General features: G+C 36.3%; 29 protein-coding genes, 1 tRNA gene and 5 pseudogenes. 10 read left to right on the forward strand and 25 right to left on the reverse strand.

What is annotated here, in order from left to right:
* On the forward strand, window positions 1-469 hold a 469-nt coding region (locus IPI65_16055), incomplete at its 5' end, for a hypothetical protein (protein MBK7442978.1).
* On the opposite strand, the gene IPI65_16060 is transcribed toward IPI65_16055, so the two are convergent.
* Entirely contained in the window at window positions 470-664 is a 195-nt protein-coding gene (locus tag IPI65_16060) for a hypothetical protein (protein MBK7442979.1), read from the reverse strand.
* Window positions 661-1,017: a hypothetical protein gene (locus tag IPI65_16065; protein ID MBK7442980.1), complete on the reverse strand. Its 357-nt coding sequence runs from the start codon at window positions 1,015-1,017 to the stop codon at window positions 661-663. Before IPI65_16065 ends, IPI65_16060 begins: the two co-directional genes overlap by 4 nt.
* Before the next feature lie 286 nt (window positions 1,018-1,303).
* On the opposite strand from IPI65_16065, the gene IPI65_16070 reads away from it, so the two are divergent.
* The 4 genes from IPI65_16070 to IPI65_16085 all read left to right on the forward strand — a co-directional run bounded on the left by IPI65_16070 (window position 1,304) and on the right by IPI65_16085 (window position 3,465).
* Window positions 1,304-1,591, forward strand: coding sequence for a hypothetical protein (locus IPI65_16070; GenBank protein MBK7442981.1), 288 nt, complete (start codon window positions 1,304-1,306; stop codon window positions 1,589-1,591).
* A 191-nt stretch (window positions 1,592-1,782) separates the two neighbouring features.
* A complete protein-coding gene (locus tag IPI65_16075) occupies window positions 1,783-1,956 on the forward strand; it encodes a peptidylarginine deiminase-like protein (GenBank protein ID MBK7442982.1) in 174 nt (57 codons plus the stop codon).
* A gap of 39 nt (window positions 1,957-1,995) precedes the next feature.
* A complete protein-coding gene (locus tag IPI65_16080; protein MBK7442983.1) occupies window positions 1,996-2,286 on the forward strand; it encodes an agmatine deiminase family protein in 291 nt (96 codons plus the stop codon).
* A 519-nt stretch (window positions 2,287-2,805) separates the two neighbouring features.
* Window positions 2,806-3,465, forward strand: a complete 660-nt coding sequence (locus tag IPI65_16085) for a hypothetical protein (protein MBK7442984.1) — start codon at window positions 2,806-2,808, stop codon at window positions 3,463-3,465.
* A 77-nt stretch (window positions 3,466-3,542) separates the two neighbouring features.
* On the opposite strand, the gene IPI65_16090 is transcribed toward IPI65_16085, so the two are convergent.
* The 15 genes and pseudogenes from IPI65_16090 to IPI65_16160 all read right to left on the reverse strand — a co-directional run bounded on the left by IPI65_16090 (window position 3,543) and on the right by IPI65_16160 (window position 19,446).
* On the reverse strand, window positions 3,543-3,920 hold the full coding sequence (locus tag IPI65_16090) for a hypothetical protein (GenBank protein MBK7442985.1): 378 nt from the start codon (window positions 3,918-3,920) through the stop codon (window positions 3,543-3,545).
* Between the two features lie 80 nt (window positions 3,921-4,000).
* Window positions 4,001-4,408: a hypothetical protein gene (locus IPI65_16095; GenBank protein ID MBK7442986.1), complete on the reverse strand. Its 408-nt coding sequence runs from the start codon at window positions 4,406-4,408 to the stop codon at window positions 4,001-4,003.
* Window positions 4,409-5,029: 621 nt separating this feature from the next.
* The gene (locus tag IPI65_16100) at window positions 5,030-6,040 is read right to left on the reverse strand and encodes a tetratricopeptide repeat protein (protein ID MBK7442987.1); all 1,011 of its coding nucleotides are present in this window, start codon (window positions 6,038-6,040) and stop codon (window positions 5,030-5,032) included.
* A 252-nt stretch (window positions 6,041-6,292) separates the two neighbouring features.
* A complete protein-coding gene (locus IPI65_16105; GenBank protein MBK7442988.1) occupies window positions 6,293-6,583 on the reverse strand; it encodes a hypothetical protein in 291 nt (96 codons plus the stop codon).
* A 165-nt stretch (window positions 6,584-6,748) separates the two neighbouring features.
* Window positions 6,749-6,821, reverse strand: a tRNA-Lys gene (locus IPI65_16110).
* A 111-nt stretch (window positions 6,822-6,932) separates the two neighbouring features.
* Window positions 6,933-7,384: pseudogene (locus IPI65_16115) on the reverse strand (DUF4920 domain-containing protein).
* A gap of 194 nt (window positions 7,385-7,578) precedes the next feature.
* A complete protein-coding gene (locus tag IPI65_16120) occupies window positions 7,579-7,716 on the reverse strand; it encodes a hypothetical protein (protein ID MBK7442989.1) in 138 nt (45 codons plus the stop codon).
* Window positions 7,717-7,722: 6 nt separating this feature from the next.
* Window positions 7,723-8,986 (reverse strand): annotated as a pseudogene (locus IPI65_16125) (NAD(P)/FAD-dependent oxidoreductase).
* A gap of 1,007 nt (window positions 8,987-9,993) precedes the next feature.
* Window positions 9,994-11,025 carry a hypothetical protein gene (locus IPI65_16130; GenBank protein MBK7442990.1) on the reverse strand — a complete coding sequence of 344 codons (1,032 nt, stop codon included), beginning with the start codon at window positions 11,023-11,025 and terminating at the stop codon, window positions 9,994-9,996.
* A 48-nt stretch (window positions 11,026-11,073) separates the two neighbouring features.
* The gene (locus tag IPI65_16135; GenBank protein ID MBK7442991.1) at window positions 11,074-13,161 is read right to left on the reverse strand and encodes a hypothetical protein; all 2,088 of its coding nucleotides are present in this window, start codon (window positions 13,159-13,161) and stop codon (window positions 11,074-11,076) included.
* 24 nt (window positions 13,162-13,185) lie between these two features.
* A pseudogene (locus IPI65_16140) lies at window positions 13,186-14,973 on the reverse strand (ABC transporter ATP-binding protein).
* A gap of 138 nt (window positions 14,974-15,111) precedes the next feature.
* A complete protein-coding gene (locus IPI65_16145; protein ID MBK7442992.1) occupies window positions 15,112-16,569 on the reverse strand; it encodes a glycogen-binding domain-containing protein in 1,458 nt (485 codons plus the stop codon).
* Window positions 16,566-17,540, reverse strand: a complete 975-nt coding sequence (locus IPI65_16150) for an aspartyl protease family protein (protein MBK7442993.1) — start codon at window positions 17,538-17,540, stop codon at window positions 16,566-16,568. Before IPI65_16150 ends, IPI65_16145 begins: the two co-directional genes overlap by 4 nt.
* Window positions 17,541-17,631: 91 nt before the next feature.
* Window positions 17,632-18,042: a DUF2809 domain-containing protein gene (locus IPI65_16155; protein MBK7442994.1), complete on the reverse strand. Its 411-nt coding sequence runs from the start codon at window positions 18,040-18,042 to the stop codon at window positions 17,632-17,634.
* A 42-nt stretch (window positions 18,043-18,084) separates the two neighbouring features.
* Window positions 18,085-19,446: a hypothetical protein gene (locus IPI65_16160; GenBank protein ID MBK7442995.1), complete on the reverse strand. Its 1,362-nt coding sequence runs from the start codon at window positions 19,444-19,446 to the stop codon at window positions 18,085-18,087.
* A 269-nt stretch (window positions 19,447-19,715) separates the two neighbouring features.
* On the opposite strand from IPI65_16160, the gene IPI65_16165 reads away from it, so the two are divergent.
* Window positions 19,716-20,147 (forward strand): Hsp20/alpha crystallin family protein, encoded by a 432-nt coding sequence (locus tag IPI65_16165; GenBank protein MBK7442996.1) that lies wholly within the window; start codon window positions 19,716-19,718, stop codon window positions 20,145-20,147.
* 71 nt (window positions 20,148-20,218) lie between these two features.
* Here the strand turns inward: IPI65_16165 and IPI65_16170 are convergent.
* The 3 genes and pseudogenes from IPI65_16170 to IPI65_16180 all read right to left on the reverse strand — a co-directional run bounded on the left by IPI65_16170 (window position 20,219) and on the right by IPI65_16180 (window position 21,679).
* A pseudogene (locus tag IPI65_16170) lies at window positions 20,219-20,937 on the reverse strand (ribonuclease H-like domain-containing protein).
* 48 nt (window positions 20,938-20,985) lie between these two features.
* On the reverse strand, window positions 20,986-21,213 hold the full coding sequence (locus tag IPI65_16175; GenBank protein MBK7442997.1) for a hypothetical protein: 228 nt from the start codon (window positions 21,211-21,213) through the stop codon (window positions 20,986-20,988).
* Between the two features lie 67 nt (window positions 21,214-21,280).
* Window positions 21,281-21,679 carry an SDR family NAD(P)-dependent oxidoreductase gene (locus IPI65_16180; protein MBK7442998.1) on the reverse strand — a complete coding sequence of 133 codons (399 nt, stop codon included), beginning with the start codon at window positions 21,677-21,679 and terminating at the stop codon, window positions 21,281-21,283.
* Between the two features lie 148 nt (window positions 21,680-21,827).
* Between IPI65_16180 and IPI65_16185 the strand changes: the two genes are divergently transcribed.
* Together IPI65_16185 and IPI65_16190 are read left to right on the forward strand one after the other, a co-directional pair.
* On the forward strand, window positions 21,828-22,118 hold the full coding sequence (locus tag IPI65_16185) for a hypothetical protein (protein MBK7442999.1): 291 nt from the start codon (window positions 21,828-21,830) through the stop codon (window positions 22,116-22,118).
* A gap of 92 nt (window positions 22,119-22,210) precedes the next feature.
* Window positions 22,211-22,402 (forward strand): hypothetical protein, encoded by a 192-nt coding sequence (locus tag IPI65_16190; GenBank protein MBK7443000.1) that lies wholly within the window; start codon window positions 22,211-22,213, stop codon window positions 22,400-22,402.
* Window positions 22,403-22,477: 75 nt separating this feature from the next.
* Here IPI65_16190 and IPI65_16195 read toward each other — a convergent pair whose 3' ends face one another.
* From IPI65_16195 to IPI65_16205, 3 genes and pseudogenes are all read right to left on the reverse strand, one after another.
* Window positions 22,478-22,678, reverse strand: a complete 201-nt coding sequence (locus IPI65_16195; protein ID MBK7443001.1) for a hypothetical protein — start codon at window positions 22,676-22,678, stop codon at window positions 22,478-22,480.
* 51 nt (window positions 22,679-22,729) lie between these two features.
* Window positions 22,730-23,116: pseudogene (locus IPI65_16200) on the reverse strand (FAD-dependent oxidoreductase).
* On the reverse strand, window positions 23,077-23,457 hold the full coding sequence (locus tag IPI65_16205; GenBank protein MBK7443002.1) for an FAD-dependent oxidoreductase: 381 nt from the start codon (window positions 23,455-23,457) through the stop codon (window positions 23,077-23,079). The pseudogene IPI65_16200 and the gene IPI65_16205 overlap by 40 nt, the downstream one beginning before the upstream one ends.
* Before the next feature lie 553 nt (window positions 23,458-24,010).
* On the opposite strand from IPI65_16205, the gene IPI65_16210 reads away from it, so the two are divergent.
* Both IPI65_16210 and IPI65_16215 read left to right on the forward strand, forming a co-directional pair.
* Window positions 24,011-24,181 carry a hypothetical protein gene (locus tag IPI65_16210; GenBank protein MBK7443003.1) on the forward strand — a complete coding sequence of 57 codons (171 nt, stop codon included), beginning with the start codon at window positions 24,011-24,013 and terminating at the stop codon, window positions 24,179-24,181.
* Between the two features lie 503 nt (window positions 24,182-24,684).
* Window positions 24,685-24,798 carry a PLP-dependent transferase gene (locus tag IPI65_16215; GenBank protein MBK7443004.1) on the forward strand — a complete coding sequence of 38 codons (114 nt, stop codon included), beginning with the start codon at window positions 24,685-24,687 and terminating at the stop codon, window positions 24,796-24,798.
* A gap of 567 nt (window positions 24,799-25,365) precedes the next feature.
* On the opposite strand, the gene IPI65_16220 is transcribed toward IPI65_16215, so the two are convergent.
* Both IPI65_16220 and IPI65_16225 read right to left on the reverse strand, forming a co-directional pair.
* Complete coding sequence (locus IPI65_16220; protein MBK7443005.1) at window positions 25,366-25,506, reverse strand: hypothetical protein; 141 nt, start codon at window positions 25,504-25,506, stop codon at window positions 25,366-25,368.
* Window positions 25,507-25,541: 35 nt separating this feature from the next.
* The coding region (locus tag IPI65_16225) for a [acyl-carrier-protein] S-malonyltransferase (GenBank protein MBK7443006.1) at window positions 25,542-25,807 on the reverse strand (266 nt) is incomplete at its 5' end.

The following is a 25,807-nucleotide window of genomic DNA, read 5'->3' on the forward strand; positions in this document are numbered from 1 at the left end:
CGATGAAGATCATGGCGGTACAGTAAACGCAAATCCAATGTTTACTGATGAAGAACTTAGAAAATTTAATTTAGAAAGATATCCCGACATGGAATTTACAAGAAGGCAACTTATGAAAGAGGCCGTTATTAATGTTGGTGGAGTTGCTGCTGAATGTGTTTTAAATAACAGACCACTACCTGATTTGACATCATCAAAAGAGGATGATATTGCATCAGACCTCACAAAATTTCAAATCTACTGTAGAAATATTTTAAAGACTCAACGGATAGATGCAAGTTCACCGTCGTTTTTTATGGATATGAGAAAATTAAATTTGATGTTATTTAATGATGCTCTGAATATTTTTAAGACTGAAAAACACAAAACTGCAACTTTGTTTTTGGTTGAGTCCTTAGAATCTGAAAAAGTTTATACTGGAAATAAACTAACCGTTATTGTAGAAGAAATTCATAGGCTTTTAAATTGACTAATACGAATTATGAAATATAATTTTTACGCTCTTGTTTGTCCCGACTAGCCAAATACCACAAAAAGCAAATAATGCTATTATCACAATAATAGTAATCCATAAATATTTACGTGACTTAGGAAGTGTGGTGTTTGGAATTGGCCCTACAGCCATCGGATCAAATGCTTCTCCAAGTGTTGTTATATCAATCATTTTCTTACAATTTTAATGTTATCGCCCTCCTGTGGAACAATTATGAAATTATACACCGCCATAAACCTTTTGCCATTAAACTCCTCATAATGAGTAAGAACTAAAAACGAATAACCCTTGCCTAAAAGAAATTGCTTGTGAAATACCTCTTCTTTTTTCCCTGCCATAAGTTCATTTAAAATGCGGAAATTGATGAGTAAGGGTTTATCAATTTCAGATTTACTTTCACGAAGTTCTTTTGCTTTAAGATTATTAAATCTTATCCTGTTTTCATCACTTGCGAAAACTTGGTTTGCCCGGAATGCAGTAAATACTTCCCCTGTTAACGGATCTGTTTTTTCTAATGGTTTCATACCTACAAAGGTACGGCGAGTTTTTCCAGTTTATTAATTTGAATTAAAGCAAATTAATGCGGTGGAGCGTATAAAAATCAATCAATGCATATTAATCTACATGAATTTAAATTATCGATATATATTAATATAATTAATTGGCAATTAATATTTAATTTATATAAATAAAACCATTGCCGATGGAACATATTAGCAAAAAAGAAATACTTAAAAAAGTTAGGTTTTTAAAACTTAAATCTGAAACCTTTATGCTTAAGTAAGCAATTAATTAATAAATTCTAATTTTATGAAAACAAATATTAAAGTAAATAATAATAACACTAATTATTTTGAAGAGTTAGAAAAGGAGGAGCAACAAAAAGCTGAAGTTGAATTAAGTTGCTTGTTGTTAGACCTGCAAGCACGGGAGTTGAATGTGAAAAAAATGAAAGCTGAAATACGGCACATGATTTCTGAAACTGCTAAAAACAGAATTAGCCTTGCCAACGAAAAACTGAGAGGCTCAATGGAACAAATAGTTCTGGAAATGGACATCCGGCGCACAGAGAACCTAAAAGATAAACTATATTTCTAAAAGAGGCCTTGACTGACAATATAATGGATACAGATAATACCTATTTAGGTAGTGAGCCTATATATAAGCCCTTGCTCGAAAATGAAAACAGAAAAATTGTTATAAATAAACTAATGCAGCTAATAAAGGAATTGTGATAACTGACAATAAAAAAGAATTTTATTTACCTCGCTGACACATTGCCGTCTAAAATGCCATCGTTTTACAAACATTTTGTAAAAGCAATAGCTACTGCCGGATTGGAGTGTGGGATCTTAAAAGGAACTTCAGATATTTGGGCAGTTGATTATATGCCGGTGCAGTTGTCGGAATACCAGTTTGTGCAGTATGTTTTTACGCTTGATTCTTTGACTACCCGCAAGTAGTCCCATTTATTAACTGTTGAGGAGAGAGTTTGGAACAATTTGCGACTAGAGACCGAAGTGGTTTCTTGTGATCTAGTATTAGATGGAGGTAATCTCGTTTATGAGAAAGACACATTAATTGTCACCGATAAAGTATTCACTGAAAATGCAGACAAAACTAAAAATCAGGTAATTCAACTCTTGGAAAATTGTTTTCATGCACAGGTTATTGTCATACCGAGAGCCTATAATGACATATTCGGTCACGCAGATGGCAATGTCCGGTTTGTTAATGCTGATACAGTCTTAGTGAATGAGCCAGGAACGCAGTTAGAATACTTTAAAAATTAACTGATATCCTTAAAATGAATAAGTTAAAACATATCTGTGCTCCCTATGGTTGCTTTGAATCCGGTCTAAGTGCAATGGGTTTATATATTAATTATTTGCAAGTTGGGGTACTATTTTTGTTCCTGTATTTGACATTGAACTGGATGAAAGAGCTGTGAAGTTTTTGAGGATGTTTTTAGTGGCTGCAATATCATTCCGGTCAAATCAAAACAAATTGCAAAAAGGGGAGGGGTTTTAAGGTGTGTGAGTTGGAGCACTAAAAATTTACTTTAAATTTCTAATCAAAATATCTTAATTTTATTTTTCAATCGCATAAATTCACATTAAATTGAAAGAAATGGCTACAAACATTAATTTAGTTAAGAAGATTGCTCAAATAGGTGCAAGTTTTTTCTTGAACATGATGATACAATCTTTAGAGGTATTACTGATATTGATGCACTTCTTACTAATAGAGATTTATCAATTAAGTTATTTTTTAAGCATATGTTTCTTCGAGGTCGCCGAGATTCTGTGTCAATGAAATTTTATTCAGATTTTGAAAGACAATTTGTTGCTTATTTCGGCGACAATGATGAAGTAAATGGTTCTGATTTCGCAGGGAAATTGAAGGATCTTGACCCTCAATCATATGATGAGGCATTAAAGACTGCAGGGGTAAATAATGGTGCTGACAGAAAGATGATTTTATCGTCGTATAGGTTTTTTGCAGAGCTTTCAGACAACAACCCAACAAATTATATATTAAACAACCCGATAGAGCAAACTTACAAACGTATTGATGCTATAGATTCAATCGGAGACAAACTACCCTCATTCTATCATAGGAATTTATACAACCGATTTGACATACCGGAAAATGTCAACGGAATTGAAAATTTTCTATTGCCAATAGATACTCATATAAGTAAAATTTCATTTTTGGCAGGTATTCCCTCGGAAATTGAAAACAAAACAATTCGAGAAAAGATTGCAACAAAATACTTGCAATCTATTTCGGACTATTCATTTGACAATAAAGGTGAGATAACAAAAATAAATCTGAATAGAGACGATCTGAATGAAATTAAACAAGCAATAATACTTACATGCGCAAAGTATAATATAAATCCAATGGATTATAACCAGGGTGCTTGGTGTGTTGGGTTTTATTCTTACCAATGTTACTTTCACTTTTAGAAATTGCTGATATTCGGGTTATTAAGTTTTCCTTTGATTTCCTTTGAAATTCAGTTAATTTTAGAGATTTGACCTTATTATTCTTCATCGACTTCAGGCAGTTTTAAGCTTTCCAACCTTTTTAGCATTTCCTCCCTTTTAATTATATCTTTAATACTCTGACCAGCGGCAATTTCTTTTTTATATTTAAACTTAATAAACTCTTCAAACTGATCGTCTTCAAATTGCGTCATTCGCTCAAAATTATTTGCACTTTCTCTATGCATTTCTGCCAAGTCCCTTACTTTCTCAATTATATCTTTTTCTTGATCAAATTTAAATTTATTTATTTCACTTTCAAGTGATTTACAACGATTCTTTATATTATCCAGTTCAATTGATTGTTCTTTTATCTTCCAGTACGACCAAACACTAATTATTATTGTGATTGCAATTAAAATACAAATATAAAACATAATTAAAGTTTTTAAATGTGAGGTTAATCTTAAACATTAATGAAATTAAAACTTTGCACAAGTAATATCAGAAACAGTTATTACTGTTTGCTCGATTTTATCTCTATTGTCATATATGTGCGCACACTTTTTCCATATAATCCCATTGTGCCATTTCCATTATGCATTCCGTTCGGTGTTGCCCATTTATAATTAATTGTAAAATTATTTATCGTATTATTTTCTGCAAGGTAACAAACATATTTCCCAATAGTTACAGAAATTACGTCAACACAATATTTATCCAAAATAACAATTGAAACGTTTCCCTTCACTCTTCTATTTGCTAGATTAAACTTTTCAATTGACGGTATAGAATTACCGCAATTTCCAACACAAGCAATATAATCTTTCAACGCCTCAGCCTCTTGCAATAATAATGTTAATTGCTGTTTTTCTTCAGTTGAATAATCATCGGCATCAAGATCCTCTTCAATTTCGTCAGCCACATCATTTACATCATTCTTTAAATTTGTGCATTCATCTTCATCAAATATGTTTTCTCTAAAATCATTTGATATTCGTGTTAAGTCTGAATCATAATCATTTATGCCACTTTCTTTTATTTCAAGAAGTGAGATAAATGCAATATAAATAAAAAAAATTCATAGTTTACAAATTTAAGAGGTGGTTGTCGCGATCAAATTTTATTAAAGCAAAACATTTCATAATATCTCAGAGCGCAATAAATTTTGCAATCTTCAGAACTTCAAATTTTTCAGAACTTTGGTTAAACCTAAAAGTTAATTCTTGAATCCAAAATTTGTAATCTCTAGTCTTTGTGAATTTATCGTCAATTTGTTCAATTCTTAAGGATCCTTCAATAGATAATTGTGATGGTTGCCCTGAAAATAATTTGTGAAGTTTAACTTCGTTTTAATTTTTTCAATATGAATTGATGGAATAGACTTAAATTTGATTTTATTGCCTTTGTATTCAATCTCATTTTTCCCATTAACTCTTTTTTTTCAGAGCCGTTACAATTTGTTCAAATAGGGCCTGGTAATAATCATTTTCATGCATGTTAAATAATTACGGTGTTATTAAAATAAATTAAAAATTTCACAACGTTAATTGTTACAAGATGCTTTAATTAATTCATAGGCCTCTTTTATACCAAGCTCGCCCGCCTTACTTAAATCTAAACAAGCATCAGCTTTTAGCCCTAATTTCAATTTTGCCTTTCCTCTGAATAAATATGAATTTGCAATTTTAGGGTTTAATTCTATGGCCTTATTACAGTCTTCAATACAACCCTTATAATCCCCAAGTGCAAATTTTGTTTCTTGTCTAGTGTCCCAAGCAACCCAGTTGGCTATATCTAATTCTATTGCCTTGTTACAATCAAGTAAAGCCTCTGTATATTTCTTTTGTAGATATTTTGACCAGGCTCGATTGTTATAGGCCATTGAAAAACTGGGATTTAATTCAATTGCTTTTGTGTAATCAGCATTTGCTCCAATGTAATCTTGCAGACTTGATTTAGCGGAACCTCGGTTATAATAGGCATTTGCCGAAGCCGGCTCTAATTCAATTTGTTTATTAAAATCTGCGAGCGCTAAATAATCATCGCCTGACGATGAATAGGCCCATCCTCGCAAACTATATCCAGCTGCTTTCTCAGTGGTTAGATTAATATAATTTGTGAAATCGCTTATGGCTTGGGAGTAATTTCCCAACTCTTTATAAACAATTCCACGATAATAATACCCACCATCAAATTGAGGACTAAGCCTTATTACTTGAGTGAAATTTATTAATGCTTGATTTAGATTTTGTAATTTTATATTTTCTAATCCAGCATTCCAATAATTAGTAGGATCATTTAACTCCTTTAACCGGTTATTATAGTAATCAATTTCCTCCTTAATTTGTAATTCTACATTTCTAATATCATCCCCTAGCAAGGAAAGGTCTTGTCCGTCGAAATCCCTGAGGTCACTATATAATTGATCCATAGCGCTGAGAAATTCTTTATCTTCTGTTTGAGATTTAAGTTGATAAATCCAATCAATTAAATTATCTATATATGCCTGATTATTATCGTATTCTGCTTGTCTTTTAGCTAATGCATTCTGCAATAAATTGTAGTCAATTGTCGCTGGAGGTGTGTAGATCGGAGTCGACGAAGTTTGAATTGCGAAAAACAATATTTATTGTTACCAAATAGAAAAACTAATAGGTAGAGCGTAGTTAAGATTGTTTGTATTTTCATATTGTAATAATTTTTCTTTATTCAATTTTAATTTTATAATAACGCATACCATTAGCGTCTGAAACAGTTACAGAAGCATTTGCAGCAAGAATATTTCCTTGGTAATCTTTTTCAAAGGTTAAATACCCTCCAGAATAAATGTATCCTCATTATTATATCCAGTGTGAACGGAACCCCCATTCCCAAAATCAATGCTTGTTACGGCATCATTTTGGACATTAACACTCAGCGTATACTTGGCGTTTGTTCCAGTTGAATAGTTAGTATACTGCACCGTTGCTGCATACCAACCGTTTTCTAATGTTGAAACATTAATTTGGTTATAAGTATTTATATTTTTTTTCGCATTGGTATTGAAGCTGCTTATGGTAACTAAAAGTAAAATAAAGTACTTGGGTAGGTTTTTCATTGTAATGTATTTTGTTGATTATGGACGCTGCACTAAAAGTATTAATAAATTACTTATGGTGCAAGTTGGCGGCTTTGAAAAGTTATATTGTTTACCCAATGTTTACCCCAAAAATAAAAAACCCTCGTAAATCATTGATTTACAAGGGTTTAAACCTGTTTAGCGTGATCCCGCTGGGACTCGAACCCAGGACCCCAACATTAAAAGTGTTATGCTCTACCAACTGAGCTACGGAATCGAAATCACCTATGTTTTGATATTAAAGGCAGCAATATTTTGCACCCCTTTTTTTCAAAAGTGTCGCAAAGATACAACCTTTAGTGGTAAATAAAAATAATGTGGAAAAGAATTATTTTATCAATACACCGTCGGCTACGAAACGTAATTCCTGCTTGGGTTGTGTGATAGCATCTATTTCTTTTTGGCTCTTGCCGGCATCTGCTGCAAGGTGACGTTGCTCGTCAACAGAAACTTCACGAATTTCTGCTTTGCCGTCTACTACAACAGTTTTACCTGTGATATCTTTCGGAACAAAAAATCCGTAGTCTTTAAAGTTACCATCATGGTTTCACCATTACCTGCATCTAAGGTCATCCAACAACCTTTGGCCTGACAAACACCTGTTACCGTTCCGAAAACTTTTCCGGTGTAACCGTCAGCCTTAGCTTTGTTACCTGCAACATTTAATATGTTTGCAGCACCTTCTGCTGTTATTGCTTTTCCGTAAGTTTTTGATGAATCGCCGGGCGTGTATGAAGCCAGTTGATATACACTTCCTTCGTTCATGGTCATATCTTCCATATCATCGGCATCATCGCCCTTTTTATCCTTACCACCGCAAGACACCATCATGATGGTTCCTGAAACAAATAACAGACTGTAAACTAATTTTTTCATTGTTCAAATTTTACACAAAATTACATCGAATTGGAGAAAGAATTGTTCTAAATTTTCTTAAAAGTGTGTGTGCCTCCAAAGAGCAAATGTTGTGCCGTTTAGGCGAGATTGTCAGCGCTGATTACATAAGTAATGTCATCGATGTCATCATCACTGTGATCTTTTTCCTTGTCTTTGCAAGAAGTAGCCAGACTGAACGTTGCAGCCATTACTACGAGGTAGATTAATTTTTTCATATGATGTCAATTTTTACCCGAAAATAACAATTTGAAATAAAACGAAGGCTTTCTCAACTGGTCACGAATGTCGATATCTTCGAACATGACCATGATAGTTTCGCGTAAAACCTTGTTCCTGTTGGCTTTGCGGACCACAAAGTTGAACAGCCAGGGGTATTTTACTAATTTTTGCATCCGGTAACTCAGGTTTAATTCGCCACCTAAGCGCCTGTAAATGGCCTCATCGTATTTTTTGAGTCCTGCCGCAGCGAAGTTTTGTTGCTCAATGGCCTCCTTTGCCTGCTGCGCTGCCGTATAACCGCTCAAAATAGCGTTTCCGATACCTTCGCCTGTAAAAAGGGTCAATCAGGCTGGCAGCGTCGCCAATAAGCATGTAGTTGTCGCCGCTCAGTTTTCGTTTTTTGCTGCCTAAGGGTAAACCATAGCCGCGTATATCGTCTACCGGCTCCGCATTTTTGAAGCGCTCACTCAGTTGTGGGTATTTTTTGATGATATTGTTGAGCTCGTTTTTGAGGTTGATGCGCTTTTTACCCACGTAATCGCTGCGCATACCTACGCCCACGTTACATTCGCCATTCGCAAGCGGGAAAATCCAGAAATAGCCCGGTAAAAAGTCTTTTAAGAAATGGAGCTCAATATAATTGCCTTCCTTGATGCCTGTAACACCTTTATAATATACCCGCAAACCGGCACAATGGTGTTCCTTCTCTACCTCCAAACCCCCAATTTTTTTCGCAAACTGCGAATGCGCGCCACTTCCGTCAATTACCAGTTGGGCGTTGATGGTATAGTTTCCGGCTTTATCGTAACAGGTAAATCCCTCAGCGGTTTTTTCAAAACGGTCGATTTCAACACCCTGCAGCAAATTAACCGAAGTATGTTTTTTAACCTCTTCAATCATAAAATTGTCGAAATCCATACGTTTGGTAATAAATCCGGGTGCGATTTCGCGTTTTTCGTCCGTTTTTTTAGGTTTATTGCGGAAAGGAATGCTCAATTCCTCCAAATTGGGTGCGACAAACGTAACACCCCAGCAGTTGAGTTGGATGGGGGACAGGCTGAGCTTTTCGACAAACGAACGGTCGTAGCGGTTTAAAATTTCTACCACCTTTCCGCTCAGGGCATCTCCACAAATTTTATCGCGGGGAAAAATCGCCTTATCGGCAACAATACAGGGGATATTTTCTTTCGCTAAAAATAATGCAGTTGCAGCCCCTCCGGGTCCGGCCCCAAGAATTAAAACAGGTGTTTGTAAAATGTTCGACATGAAGCGCAAAAATAACCCAAGATTTTTAAGATGTGATTATATGTGTATCACAACAAGGTGATGTATCCCATTTAGCGAAAAATGAATGTGCAAATATTAGATGCCTGAATGGTGATTGCAGGCATTATCCTAGATTCACATTTTTGTGTCACCCCTGCCTTATTAGGCAGGTAAACCGCTGGGGTTCAACAGATTCTTGGGGGGTGGGTTTTGTTACCAATCTTTCACTGCTACGCAGTTTTTGTTTATGGGTGAAATGACATGTTGTGCTATTATTTTGCATTAATCTTTAATGCACATTTTTTGTGTCACCCCGCTGGGGTTCAAACGATTCTTATGGATCGATGTTGCTACAATCGTTTCACTGCTACGCAGTTTTTGTTTATGGATAAAATGGCATGCTGTGATATTATTTTACATTAATCTTTAATGCACATTTTTTGTGTCACCCCTGCCTCGTCCGGCAGGTAAACCTGCGGGGTTCAACGGATTCTAGGGGGACCATGAGTCGAATTTTTTTAAATTATCATGATCAAATTATGAGGCTGGGATATTCAATTAATGGTCCAATTAAAACAACGATGCCAACCGCAGCGCGGTGAAGAATGGTAACAACGTGCCCTCCTAGAATCAAGTACCCCGTAGGGTGAAACAAAAATGTAAATCGAACAATAAATCCGTAAATCATAAACTAAAAATGAAATTATAGATAAACCAACCGCGTAGCTTTAACTGCCGAACGGGCTGGTGTTGCATATTTTAAATTCACAACCTCACCACTACCGAACCGTATGCACCAACGCCTGTGAAGGCATCGGGGGCTACGAGGCCGAGGAGGCTGTTGGAGCCTAGGCGGAGATCGAGGAAACTGCCGAATGATTTTGAGATGTTGATGCCTGCATTAAATTGGCCGTAACCTCCTGTATGGGCATTAATGCCAACTGTTAATTGTATTGGTGTTATGGATTTTGCAATCTCCATAAATACGAGGGGATCATATGGTGTATTTAATATATACTGACCACCAAGAGTGAAATAAAAGATTCACCAAACATTTTATTTGCAGAAATATTTATGCGTGATGGTAATGCTTGTGTAAATACATCCGTTTCTTCTGTTACGCCTAATATTTGTAATAAAGAATCTGAATTTCCTTCGGTAACATCATCTGCAGCGCCAAATAAATTATCTATTTCAACACCTTCAAAATGAACCGTTGAATCTGAATATATTTTTGTCGGGTCGCTATTCCAAAATACCATACCCAAATCATTTGCCATGGCATTAATGGTAATTTCAGGACCTTTTAAATAAATCTGACCAAAAATATCGGCGCTGAATCCAACACCGGCGAAATTACTTAAAGATGGTTTTTTATCACCGGATGTTTTAATACTGAAATCATAATCTAAATCAAGATAACGGCCACCGTCTGCTGTATATAATGTTGCTGTCGGCGCTTTAATATCTAATCCCGAAATGCCCTGCACTAAACCTATAGTGGCTCCAAGTTTAAAATTGTTATAATCTTCAGTGAAATACTTCATCAACCCAACTTTGTATTCCATCGTGTTGGTGAGACTGAATTTAGAACCTGAAAGTTGTGCGGTATAATCCTGATAATCGTAATTACCATAAAACACTAAATGAAATAAATCGTCGGTGAATTCGCTGCTCTCCTGAAAATTATAATCTACCCCCGCTATAAAAATGGTTGTAGGATTATTTTTTAATGCCATCACCATATACAACCCGCTGGATAAATCTACACCAATTCTGTTTTTATCGGATAATTTTGCAACAGCATCGGCTTTCATTTGTTCGGTAATAAATCCGCTGCCAAAAAAGTTTTGAATAAAACTCGCACTGAAACAATTACTTGCTGTATATAAATCGCCATAACCATTAAATACAATCCTGTGATCTTTCATCTGCACATTTAATGGATCGTAAATGCCAAAAATGGTTGTTGGCGCAGCATATAAATCGGTATTTGTTATGATTGCGGTTGAATCACCGGCAGCGCTGATGGTGTTCATCAGGCAGAATAATCCGAAAAAATAAATCAGTTTTTTAAACATCACTTGTCAGAAATCAGCTGTTGAAAAGGTGTAATTAACATCTCCAACCAACTGTATCGCCATTTTATAATCACTATAAATTTTTACGATATCACTGCAGCTTGGAATTGATGCGGTATTAAATGTAACGGTGGCTACTGCTTTTGTTGCAAGCAAAATAGCATCTTTTAATTCACCGTCAACGAGTTGATGAATTTCAGTTTGTGTTGCATCGTGCACACGACAATCATCAGACAAAACCCCTGCCTGAATATTATATCCACTAAAATTAAGCGAGTCGAGAGGTGTGCCTAAATCATCCATAAACACAATATTAATATTTGCTTCAAGTGGAAAAGTATTATCGGCAAATAATGTTAAATCAATATTGCCAATACCTTCTGTACCACTTTCTGCATCAAGGGTTACGGGGAATTCACTTTGTAATGTTAAATCAGTAGCCATAAATTCAAGTGGCATACTTAAATTCAAATCGATATCAATAATACTGGATGGAATTACGAAATCCTGGTAATTAAATTCGTTGCCATTCGGATTTACCTGCATTTCAACATCATAAAATAATTTATCAGGAAATATTTCTACTAATTCATTCACATTGGAATTAGCTGAAGTTAATGCAATGGTTGTATAACCGGGAATAAACGGATTGTTTAATGCACGATTTATATTAATTGGTACACCAACTACAGACGGACAATTTAAAAACACGGTTTCGCCGGTTTCTGTATTTGTGCCACCTAGAGAATTAATTAAAACTGTTCCACTTGCACCCAAACCATTGGTGATAGCTAAATCAATATTGATATCGCCGAAATTAATCTCTCCCGATATAAACTGATCAAATAATTCAACACCTGAAGTAGTATCGGCAACGAGTATTTCATATTGCCCTAAATACCCCTTCAATGAATTAGGAACAAGATTTTCTAAACCATAAATTACCTGCAAACTATCTTCTAATGTGATATAGGAAGCAACTCCGGTATAATTAATGCGCGCACTAAATTCCTGGTAAAAAGTATTTACCTCATTGCCCTCACTTCCACGCAGGTCGATGGTATATCCTGCAATATCAAAAAACTCATCAACCGTTTCATCAGGTCCAACTGAAGTTTCTATATGTACAGAATTTCCAAATACATCAACAGCTCCGGGAATATCATATACAATATGTATTGAATCGCCAATGGTATTTTTTACATAAATATGTACAGCGCCGGCTTCCATTCCCATTTCGGTAAATTCGGGCCCGCCCATATCATATTGCACATCGTTGGCATTATTAATCAGATTTTGCTCAGGGAAAACGGCAACGGCTTCCTGCAATTCCATATCGCGGGCAGTAAGTGTTATTACTACAACATCGCTGGTATCTATTAAAACAGGAACATCGGGACTGCCCGGTGTGCTGAAATATAATATCTGGCCTAACAAATTTCCTTCAACGGTCATTGTCGCGAGGTCTTTTGTAATGGTTAAAGGAACTCCGGCAGCAGGAATATGAAAAAAAGTATCTTCTAAAATCGTTTCGCCACCCACCGAGTTGGTTAATTTAAATACAACAGTATCTAAATCAACCGGTAAGCCATTTGCAATACTAAGATCCAGGTAGCCGGCATTAAAAGTAGCCGTTTCGAAAAATGTAGTTGCATCCACGGGAGTTGGGTCGGTGGATAGCCCGTAAATCGGGTCCAGCGTAGTTTCTGAGCCGTTTGATGCAATAATAAGGGTACCAATTGGAAACCCTAAATCGATAGCAATATTTCCCAATGATAGCCCAACAGAAACGGTTTGATCGTCGAGGGCTAAGGAATCGAGAGAAACAAAATATTCAACGGAGGTATCGGGTATTTCGATTGCCTCTTCGGTTAAATTGTAGTTGAGGAGCTGACTTTGGTAAACGATGGTAACACTTTCATCGTCGTTGATTTCTGAAAGTGAATCCGGCACTAAATCATAAACATCCAATTCGCCGGTCACAATGGGCGCGAGGTAACGCGTATCCCAGCCTGTATCAAGGCTTCTGCGGCATGCACTGAACAAGGCTGCAGCCAATAGTATGAGGAGTATACCTTTTCTATTTATATACATTTAGTTGTGAAGATAAAGAATATTTTATTGCAGTTGCATGAACCGGCTCCGTATGTCGTTAATCTGACCTTTCGGAATTGCCTCAATCAGCTTGCGGGTATAGTCTTTTTGTGGGTTATTGTAGATTTCATCAGCATCACCCATTTCTTCAATTACACCCTTGTTCATAACCACCATGCGGTCGCTCATAAACTTTACAACACTAAGGTCGTGGCTGATAAAGATATAGGTGAAATTAAACTCATTACGCAATTGTATCAATAAATTGAGCACCTGAGCCTGAACGCTCACGTCGAGTGCAGAAACACTTTCATCACATATAATAAATTGCGGATTCAGCGCCAGTGCGCGGGCAATACAAATCCGCTGCCGTTGTCCACCCGAAAATTCATGCGGATAACGATTATAAAAATCAGCTTTCAGCCCGGTTTTTTCCATCAGCTCAATTACTTTTTGTTTTCTTTCGGCATCGTTAGCATATAAATTGTGCACCGTCATTGGTTCTTTAATGGCACTGCCAACAGTCATACGCGGATTAAGCGATGAATACGGGTCCTGAAATATTATCTGAATATCTTTTCGCAGTGGTTTCATTTCGCTGTTGGGGAGATGTAAAATATTTTTCCCCTTAAAAATGATTTCTCCTGAAACAGGTTCAACCAAACGAATAATGGTTCTGCCTAAAGTTGTTTTTCCGCAACCACTTTCGCCCACAAGGCCAAGGGTTTCTCCGGGATAAACATTAAATGAAACATCATCCACTGCTTTTACCCAACCTGTTGCTTTACCGAATAAACTTTTATTTGTTGGAAAATATGTTTTCAGATTTTTAATCTGCAAAATGGGCTCCTGCTGAAATAATAACTGGTGACGCATTTTAGTTTCTGCATCCGACACAACATTACTTTCTAAAGCACCTGCAACAGTTTGATTTTTTTCAATTAATTCGCCGTTGGCATTTTCTGTCATAAAATCAGCGATGACAGGTAATTTGCGCAAACGTTGTCCGAGCGGTGGGCGACAAGCCATGAGGCCTTTGGTATAGGGATGTTTGGGGTTTTCAAAAATTTCAAGCACAGTGCCCTGTTCAACAATTTTACCTTTATACATTACCAATACGCGGTCGGCAATATCTGCAATTACACCAAGGTCGTGCGTAATAAAAATGATGGAAGAATTTATAGTGCTTTTAATTCGGCCATTAAATCCAGAATTGTTTTCTGAACTGTTACATCTAATGCCGTTGTTGGTTCATCTGCAATTAAAATATCAGGATTACAACTCATGGCCATGCCAATCATGACACGTTGTTTTTGGCCACCACTTAATTCGTGCGGATAAGCATTATATATACGCTCGGGGTTTGGCAACTGAACTTTAGCAAATAATTCGAGTGTTCGTTGTTTCGCTTCTTTTTTGATTTTTCTGATGTAAAATTATTGCTTCATCTACCTGAGCACCACAAGTAAAAACGGGATTTAAACTCGTCATGGGCTCCTGAAAAATCATGGAAATTTTATTGCCGCGATAATGACGCATATCCTTATCGGCGATGGTCCGCAAATCAACCGGCGTTTTACCCTCTTCATAATATAACATTTCTCCACCGGCAATAATACCCGGAGGATTAGGAATCAGTCGCATCAATGATAAAGAAGTTACCGATTTGCCTGAACCAGATTCACCCACAATACCCACAGTTTCACCTCTGAAAATCTGGAACGAAATATCATCCACCGCCTTAACAATTCCACTTTCTGTCTGAAAATGGGTAGCCAGGTTTTTTACGTCGAGCAATAATGGTTTGGACATGAGGTAAAGGTAACGAAAATTTGGCGTTGAATTTGGGCAGTAAAATCCTTATTATAAAAGTGTTGTTTAGAGAAATTTATGATGTGAAAAAATAAACATCAGTAAATTAAATATCCACTTTTAAATAGTAGCAGGAACTTATTTCTCCAAAAACTCTTCATCCGGAGAAACCCACAAAACGGAATTGCCTGTACCATATTCGTTTTGTTCGGTATTGGAATTGTTTGGGTCAAGAATCCACTTGCCGTCAACAACAAATTTGTAGGTATATTTTCCGGCAGGCAGATAACAAGGGAAAATCCAAACCCCATTGTCGTTCATCATTTTATAACCGGGTTCGGCCCAATTGCAGAAACTACCGGTAATAAATACTTCTTTTGCCTGCGGGAAATTATTTAATGAAAATAAATGATTTGCTGATATCACGATACAAGAATTTACATTTTCTGCTAATAATGATTTACACTGATTTTTAGGGTCGGTTATCCATTGCCCGTCAACAATAAATTTATATTCATAATTGCCGGAAGGTAATACAAAAGGAATTTGCCAACCGGTTGCCGTTTTTTCCATAATGAGTTCACCGGCATTCCAATTATTAAATGAACCTGTTAGCATTACGATTTTAGCATCCAAATAACCATCTAAAACAAAATAATGTGGTTCCCCAAGTGACATGACAGAATTAATATTTCCTTTGCCATCAGGCCTTGCAAGCGGGTTTCCGGGGTCGAGCATCCATTCGCGGTCGGCAATGTATTTGTAAGTATGTGTTCCTTCTTTTAAATATAAATTTAATTCCCAACCGGTTGCGGTTTTTTGCATGGCGAGTTCTTTTTCATTCCAGTTATTAAAACTGCCTGCCAATATCATTTGTTTTTTATCGGTAAATCCGTTTAATTTAAACGTATAATTAGTATGAAAATACGTACTGTTATAACTATTATTTCCATCAGATTCTCTTACATTATTATTGGTATCGAAAATCCATTTCCCGTCTACAATATATTTATAAAAATATTTTCCCGGTTTTAATTTAATTGTTGTAACCCACCCGGAATCGGTTTTCTGCATCGGTGTTTGCCCTGTACTCCAGTCGTTAAAATTGCCACTTAAAAATACATCTGTAGCAGATAATTGTTGCGGTAAATAAAATACAGTTATATCTTCCGCATTCTCAAATACTGTTGGTCTGCCGGAGAAACTATTTACCCCGTAACTGACCGGTCCGGGATATCCCGGTGTGCTGCTGCCTTCTCCTTCAAAATTGAAAAACAAAGGCATATTTCCCCATTGAAAATCTATATTATCGTCACTTACTGATTTATAAATAATTGCTTTTCGTTTTGTTATAGATTTAATTTTCCATCCTTCATCAGCCAGCTTGCCTAAATTGTGATACGTAAATAAACTATCTTCATTTAAACCAAAATACTGCATGAGATGGTCATAATCAGCACGTTTTTGTTTTATTTTAACCTGCACCATTCCATCTGTAACACGAACCGCTGAACCCGATAATTGTGCATGCGACAATTCAGGTAATGCTACAGTAAGCAACAATAAAAAAATACAATATTTTATAAATCTGCTCATTCTTTAACTACAGGATAAAAATACATACTCAATTGTTTTTTCTTTTGATTGATGGTCACAATTCCCTTCGAAAGATAGTCATAACCAAGGATTCCATTTATAGTTGTTTCATAAACCAGTTGCAAATAATTCAAATTGGTAAGGATAAATGGCATGGCGACAAATGATTTACCTCCTATAACAACAGAATCCATTTGTCCGTTCAGCACCAGTTGATTATTTCCGCCCGAACCTGCCAACGAACCATTGGTGGTAAGTGTAAAATGTTTTAATACTTTATTACTCACCATATTGCTTAATACATTTCGTTCTGCACCGGTGTCGAGACAAAAGCGCAATTTTTTTTCAGCGGCATATACATCCATAAAAATGATATTATTTACAATATCAATTGGCACATTGAGGTCGGGTTGTGCTAAGCGGTTATATCCTACTATACGATTTCCTTCCTTATCCAGTTTATATAGAATCAGTAAATTATGTTGTAAATCGATTTCCATTTCTACCTCTTTAAACAAGGATGTCCCTAACAACCCTAATATTTTTACCCCGCGGGCATCCTCAAGGTGACCCAGATTCACAATATCAGCATCAACATTGGTGTAAAACATTTCCTGTAAAACAAGGGAATCGATTGTTGTGTTTAATACCGTATTGCCACCTCCGGTGATTCCGTATGATGCGGCATTGCCCTCTGCCATTCTGCCCCCGGGAAAATAGGTTTTATTTAATACTAAATGTGGTGCTCCTGTATCTAAAATGAAGTTGCCAACCAGTGAATCTACTCTGGCTTCAATCAGAAATAAATTCTGAACCCGTTTCAGCGGAATAAATAATTCATCAAATTCGCCTTGGGGAATTGGGTCGTCGAAGCCTTTATCTACGTCAGGAATACTTACCTCCGTTGCCTGTGCCGTAAAACACAAAAACAACAATGGTAAAATCAACAAATACCTAAATCTATTTTTCAACCGCATCAATTGCCCAAAAATAAACGATTAAAGATATACCTCAGCGGGTTTTAACACAATTAAACATTTCTTACCGGTGAATGCCATTTTTTTATCGGTGGGGAGATGGTTGTTTTCGGCTCCGAATTAAATACTCTGTTGCTATAACAACAACGAAACCTAGAAAGTACATCAACAAATCGATAGTATTAAATTTACTGCCAATTATGGTTCTGGCTACTTTATTATCCGCTAATCCTAATTTTTCAACCAGTCCGATGTATTGTAATCCTTCCACAAAAAAAGCAAACAATAAAACGGCTATTGCAACACCAAAGTAATTACCCCGAATAAAAATTTTACAAAAAGTATAAATAAGAATTACGACTAATAAATCGCCGATGTAAGGCCGCACAATTCTATCATTTACAAATAGCGCTATTGCTACTTCAGTTAAAAATAGACCTACAGTTGCCAAAAGATAGAATAAACGGCGTTCATGATAGGGGAGTTGTTGATGCATATTTGTGAGGATGCAAGTAAATCCTGAATAGTTGTATCCTTATTACAATAAACGAAAAGCGATTAAAAATAAATCGGCATTCGTGCCTGAACCTGATTTGGAAATCCATCCTGTAATAACCAGGTTTCCGGCATTATCTAATGTTGCATCATGAATATCAAAATAATCGTTTTCAGTAATATCGGGATGCTTATAAACGATAGTTCCCTCTTCCCCAAAACCGTTATCCAATTGTCCATCTGCATTATATCTTGCAACCAAAATATTGTGGTCTGTTCCGGCGCCTATTAATAAAAATTTACCATCGGGTTGCATAATGCTGCACCTCAGTGTTTCATTCGACTTTTTGGCAAACTCAAGTTTGATTTTACCTGTGGGTCCGTAATTTTTGCTGATATCACCAAAATAAGAATAATCAAGATACCCTTTTTTGTTAATTAACATTGCACCGAAATCATCATTACTATTTAGCGTTGTTGTGCCACACAAAATATAATTTCCTTTGGCATCAAGCATAATATCTTTTAAATCATCAAATGCATCTTCAAAACCTTGTTGCATTGATTTGCCATAAGCAAATGTAGAATCCGCAGTGCCGTTATCATTTATTTTCTGGATAATAAAATTGCTGGTTGGATGCGGATTGTTTTTTGGAACGGCATTTCCGCCTATGAGATAAGTGCCATCAGCAAGTGCAATTATGGTTGTTGCTTTACATTTATCTTTTGAATCTATAGCTAAAGGGTCGCCAATCGGGAAACGATTTGTATAATGTCCACCATTCGCGAAACTCAAGTCAGGTCTGCCATCAGATTTAAATTTTGTTATGATGAGATTCGACAAATTGCCTCCATTTGAGCTGCCAACGCCAACGATATTATTATAAAAATCTATATCAAAATCATACAGTTGATAGGCTGACTCGTTTGCAGGAAATAATTTAGCAAAGGTTGAAACAGCAACACCATTATCACCAAATTGTATATCGCGTTTGCCATCGGCATTTAAACGAATAAAAAATACTTCACTTGGTTTTTCCTTATCAAAACCATAACCACCAATAATAATTTTTTTATCTGCCTGCAGTAATATTTTTACCACTGTTGAATTATGAAATAATTTAATACTAATAATGCCATTTGTGCCAAATTGATTATCTAAAACCCCGGACTGATTAAATTTTGTAATAAATATTTCCTTGCCCGTATCATAACCTGCTTCTTTAGTTCCGGCAACAAAAATGTCGCCGTTTTGAGCTGCTGTGATAGCGGTTGCATAATCTGATCCATTTGATATGGGATATTGTAAAATTCCACTATTTGCAAATTGCGTATTTAAACTGCCGGGTTGTGCAAATGTTACATAAAATGAAAAATAGAAAACCGAGAAAATTAATAAGCGCATGCCTGTTATTTTGTTTACAAAGATATACATTTCGGCGGCTTGTCCAAATTACATGCCAATTTAATAAATATCGCTTGAAAGTGTTGATAATAAAGAGTTTTAAGGTTTAGTGGAAATCTCACAAATATAAATTAGACAAGACGGAAATTGATGCTTTGAAACTGATTAAAATCAATTTCAAATCGTGATGCAGGTCATACCTTTTAGGTTAAAAACTATAGTATATTCGGGATGTAAAAATTATTCAGTTCACCTTAAAAATAAATGATATGACACTCGTAAAAAAAGGCTGGTCTTCACCATTTGCCAACGGATATTTATCCGACTTATTTAACACAGATAAGTTTTTTAATGACGAATTCATTAATTTGGAAAGAATGCCTGCAGTTAATGTTATTGACAATGAAAAATTTTATGAATTAGAAGTTGCTGTTCCCGGAATGCACAAAGAGGATTTTAAAGTTGAAATAAAGGACGGTTTGTTATCAATTTACGGCGAACGTAAGGATGAAAAAAAGGAAGAGGATAAAAATTACACCAGAAAAGAATTTAGCTGCTTGTCGTTTTCACGTATGTTTACCTTACCTGAAAATGTTAGAGCAGGAGAAATAGATGCTGAGTACAAAAATGGCGTGTTGAACATTGTATTACCTAAAAAAGAAGTAACTACGGTTGCTGCAAAAAAAGTTGAGGTGAAATAACAGGTTAAACAGGTTTTTATCAGTACTTAGTTTTAGTGATGCCCGGGTGTGTAATCCGGGCATCGATTTTTTTAATCCTGGAATACAATATATTCTTCATTCAACAAGGGCAATCCTTTTAATCGCATAATTACCTGTGCAACTGCGATTACATCTTTGCTACAATATTTTGCTATTCGATTTAAATTATCTTCTTTCCAATAAACATTACCTACCATACTGCCGTCAATATCATCTTTAGGTGTTGGAACCTGCAGTACATGTGCAAGCAGATTTAATGAGGTGTAATTTTGAAATCCCCAAATTTCAAGAGCTCCAGCGTATCAACATGATTTACTTCCCAAGGTTTTTTGCCGTAAATATCCAGCACAGGCGGAAGGGCTAAACCATTAATTAAAAACCTTCGGCACAACCACGGCACATCAAATTCTTTGATATTATGACCGCACAATAAATAATCATTTTTTGATACATTAATTAATGTTGGTGTAAATGTTTCCAACAATAATTTTTCATCATGCCCACTGTAAGTTTTAATATTCAACACATAGTGGTCATCTTTTTTTACAAAATAGCCACAGGAAATCACAATTATTTTTCCGAATTCAGCCAAAATTCCTGCTTTTGAAAAATAATATTCTGCAGGATCTTCCTCTTCCTTTCGGAAACGGCCGGTTTTGTCGTTAAATAATTTTTGAACAGCAGGAGGGAGCTGATTAAAATCAGCATATCCCGGAACAGTTTCGATATCGAAAATGAACAGAGATTCGGGGTTTACATTTTTTAACATAATTAAGGGCGTTACAATTTATGCGCAAAATAAATAAAAATCATGTATTTATTTTGTTATACATTGGTATAACGGCACTGTAATTCCTTTTGCCGCGTCAGACAATAAATATAAAATTACATCTGCCACATCGCTGGTTGGTGTAAATGTTTTGTATTGTTCAGGTGTTGCCCAGCTTAAATTATTTGGTGTTTGTAAAGTGGCAGGAACGATACAGTTCGCACGGATATCCGCTTCACGACCTTCTTCTGCAACACTTAAAGTTAGGGTAACCACTGCACTTTTACTGGCTGCATAAACGGCATTTCGGCAGCAGGATAAATGGCAGGTTTTGCGCCAATTGTTATGATACTGCCACCATTATTTTTTTCAAAATTTGAACAGTATGCTTTAATAATAAAAATGTAGGCAGGGCATTCAGGTTAAATAAAAACTCATAATCTTCAAACGAATAGTCGCTCACCGATTTACCCGGTTTGTACCCGCCTGCAAGGTGCACCAGTCCCGCAATATTGGTATCATTTCCAACCAGTGCCTCCACCTCGGCTTCTTTACTCAGGTCGGCTACCATAGGAAATAAGGTTTTGTTGATGACATCCGGGAAAAGACTGCCAAGGGTTGCGAGACTTTTTTCATTTACCGCACTTGCCCTCAAAATGTACCCTTTTTCGAGCAGTAGCGCTGCAACCACGCGGCCTAAAGCCCCATCGGCGCCTGTAATTATTATCGTTTTGCCTGACATGTTTTTTTCTCAAAAATAAGGTTTTGTCACTGGTATTGGACAAATATATAAGGGCATGTGCAGACCAAATTTTAAATTGCTATAAAAAACCTTTATTTTGTGCAGTATTGAGCAGCAGCCTGCCGCTACGATTAATCAATTCTTGAGTATGAAAAAAACGACACTTACACTGATTATTACTTTAGTTACCTTGTTTTCTGCCCGTTCCACGTATGCCCAGCTTTGGTTGATGACCGATGGCGGGGTTTTTTTTACTGAAGATTTAGTGGGCTATGGTATCAACGCGAAAGCGGCCTACCATTTCGGCGATTACGACCGTAACATGGCTACTTTTGGCGGTGGTTTCAATATGATGCCTAATAAGAAACTCGATTTTGTGGTGTATGATTCAACAGGTTTACTTACTGATACCCTATCAACTACCTTAACTTTAATGTAATTACCATTGATGGTGATTATCGCAGATACTTCTTCCAAACTGATGCTGACGACTATTTTGCCTTTTACGGATTAATTGGTGCCAGCCTTTGGATGGTGAATTCTAAACTTGCCCTTGGCGCTTATGCCGATACCATTTACGCACCACCTGCGGGAACTGCTCTCGTGCAGTCGAATATGAGTGTGCGTATGCCAATTGGTTTCGGTATGGACTGGACAATCCGTGGTCGTTTTTGGTGGTATTTTGAAGCTAAAATGGAATTGCCGTTTTACTCAGGTAAATAACGATTTTATTGGCAACGATTTTGGCGTGAGTTACCACATGAATACAGGTGTTCGTATCCTCCTTTGGGATATCTATTAATGTAATTCCTGCGTTTTTGTTGGGCTGATGTTGTTGATGATAATCCGCAAGGCTCTGTCGTACGTAATATAATTCCACATCCAGTTTATAAATACCATAAACCGGTTTCTGAATCCAACCAGCGACATTAAATGGATAAACATCCAGATATACCAAGCAAAATAACCACCGAAAGAATAACGTGGTAAATCAACCACGGCACGGTGACGCCCAACTGGCCATGTTTCCTTATTTTATAATAAATGGTTTTAATGGTTTTTAGCAGACATTCGCTTAAAGTTTTCTGCGAGATTAGATGCCTGTTGTAATGCAACTTGCGCCACACCGGGATGTCCGTTTGGAAATGCCTTATCTGTTTGCATTAATGCAATATCACCTATTGCATAAATATCTTTGTGGTCGGCAACTTCATTAAATCCATTCACTATAATTCGATTACCTCTGGTAATTGCAGCTGCATCAATTCCTTCCAATAACAGCACCTTTAACACCTGCTGTCCAAATAACATGGTCGGAGGAAATAGACTTACCATCTTTAAAATTAATTCCGTTCCTGTGTAATCGCTTACCAATGTATTTAACCAAACTGTTACACCTAAATCTTCAAGATATTTTTTTGATAAGCGAGAAGCTTTTCCGACATGGTTGGTAAAATACGATTGCTGTCCTCTATTAAATGTATTTCCATTTTTTCAGGATCTAATTCCCGATAATCGGATGGCAATACATTTTTTTTAATTTCTGCCAGCGCACCCGCTAATTCTACTCCCGTAGGGCCACCACCAACAATAATAAAATTGAGTTTTTGTTTCTCAGGGTTTCCCGCTGCCTGCAAAACAGCATTTTCAAACTGCTGTAAAATTGCACTACGCATACTTAATGCTTCAGGAATCGATTTCAGCGTATATGTTTTGGTTTCCAGATTTACATTTCCGTAAAAATTTGTGGTTGCACCGGCCAACAATGAGATAATCATAATTGAAATCTACCTGCTGAGGTATGCAACTTTTTTTGGTTTTATCTATACCCGTAACTTCTGCCAAACGAAAAGCAATATTTGGTATTTACCTATTTTTCTCCGCAAGGGATATGCAATACTTTCAGCAGTTAAACCGCTGAAGCAATTTGGTATATAACGGTTGAAATGTATGATAATTATACTTTTATCAATTAACACTACCCGGTAAGGTAACTTATTTTAGTTCTTTAATTAATTCCAATCCGGCAAATCCGCCGCCACTATCACAATTTTGAAGTGAACTATCACCAAATCGATTTTGCATAGCCTGAACAATTGGATTATAGGATAAATCAAAAATTAAAACAATGTGTTCAGAAAACGCGAATATTTTAGTTCCTACCTTATTTCAGAGTTTTGTAAACAAAAAATCTATTGGTATGGGCAAAGCAAGTAAGGGTTTCGGATTTGGTCTTTATGTGTTCAACCGGGCACTTCCGATAAAGATTTTATCACAGATCAGCTGATTTATGCTACAACGGCATATACATTTGAATCAACCGACCATGTCTTGAGTTTATTTGACGACCATCACAAAGGTATGTTTATTCAAGATGGGGAAATCCCAACGTTTCCATGGCAGAAGAAAAAATTGCCGGGCTCTTGGCAAACATCTGGTAGCGATATTAAAGCAAAAGCGCAATTATTCAGCAGCGGCATGGCAGCAATTATAAGGTGGTAATCTTAGCTAATGCAAAGCCGGTGATAAAATATTAACCCAACCGCAATTGTATGGCACCACCGATGAATTAATTCAGAAGCAACTCAGCGACTTGCGGAAATATCCGTTGCGATTTAAAATGATTTTAAACTGTTGAGCAATTTTTAAAACAGATAAAACAATCTGTTTAATTTATATTGAATCACCTTCAAATCCCATGATGGAGGTTTTGATATTCAAACATTATGCAAAATTGCATCAATATAAATGTCGCGTTGCAGAGATAATACTTTTTCTTCACCTTATTGTCAAAGCGCCTACCATTGTTAGGTGCTGATTTTTCTGTGCATTCTGCTGTTTCAAATATTTAAATGGTTATGGAAGTGGTTTAGGTGGTGTTATAATTGAACATGAAAAGTTTGAGAAAATGAAGTTTGGATGAAGGTGAAGTTATTAGGTGCAAATTCAAATGCATTTGGATAGTTGGTTATTATTACAAGGATTAAAAACACTTGAATTGGTGTATGGAGCGCCATTGTAATAATGCAAAAAAAGTGGCTGCATTTCTTGAACAACATCCTGCCGTATCTAAAGTATTGTATTGCGGTTCAAAAATCATCCTCAAAAAATATTATTAAAAACAAATGCTGGCACACAGTGGCATGTGCTGAGTTTTGAATTGTATATGGATTAAAAGCCCGTTAAATTGATGAACAAAGTAAAAGTGTAAAATGGTAAATTCCTTAGGCACATTAGATACTTTTAATTCAACATCCTGCAAGTATGACGTACGTAAATCGTTCCATTTTAACGCAGAATGGCTGCAGGTATTACCGACGGACTAGTTCGGTTAGGCTGCGGGTGCATAGAAAATGCAGTGATATTATTGCAGATTTAACTCAGGGTATGACAAAAAGGCTCACTCTATGTAACTCCGCTTTTTATTAAATATATTATTGATATAAATTTAGCAATCCATTGCTTCGCCAACTGTCGGACTTATTTTTTAATTAATCCTGTAATACTTTTCTGGGATTTACTTATTATAATTTGTTTGCCCTCTCGTCAGCAGTCATTTGTAAACACTTTGTGTCCATTTAACCGTGCTGTTAACTGTGCAATTAAATTATTTTTTATATTCAGAAAATACCTATCGCGCAGCAGTAAATATCTTTTGATAAACTGGGCAAACAGGTTTGCCGAAATTAGTGCTGCAATTGCATCATATAATCGATACGTGCAGTTCCATTAATGCGGTGAAACGGAATGCATCTCAACTGGTAATAATAATGTGTTACGCGTTTTGCACCGGCAGCTTTTAATGCTTCGCAGGTTTTGTTTATCAAAAATTTCTCCGGATATAACTAATTGACTGGGGTAGTTATAATTGGCTGCAAACCACAACACCTTCAGTTTCATTACAAATACGTTCAACAATATCATCCGCAAGGCTAAAGCATGGCGGCCATTGTAGACGGTTGTAATTGCATGCTTTTGCATGGCCATTGCACGCTTTATAAACTAATAATAAGCCATCTTCAAACGACAAGGTTTTATTTGCAACTAATGCAGAAAATTCACCAAGTGAATGCCCGGCAAACCATATCAGGCTGGTAATTTTCGAGTGTTGCCGCTCAGTACAGAATG

This window comes from Bacteroidota bacterium (assembly GCA_016706255.1).
Lineage (GTDB): Bacteria > Bacteroidota > Bacteroidia > Chitinophagales > BACL12 > UBA7236.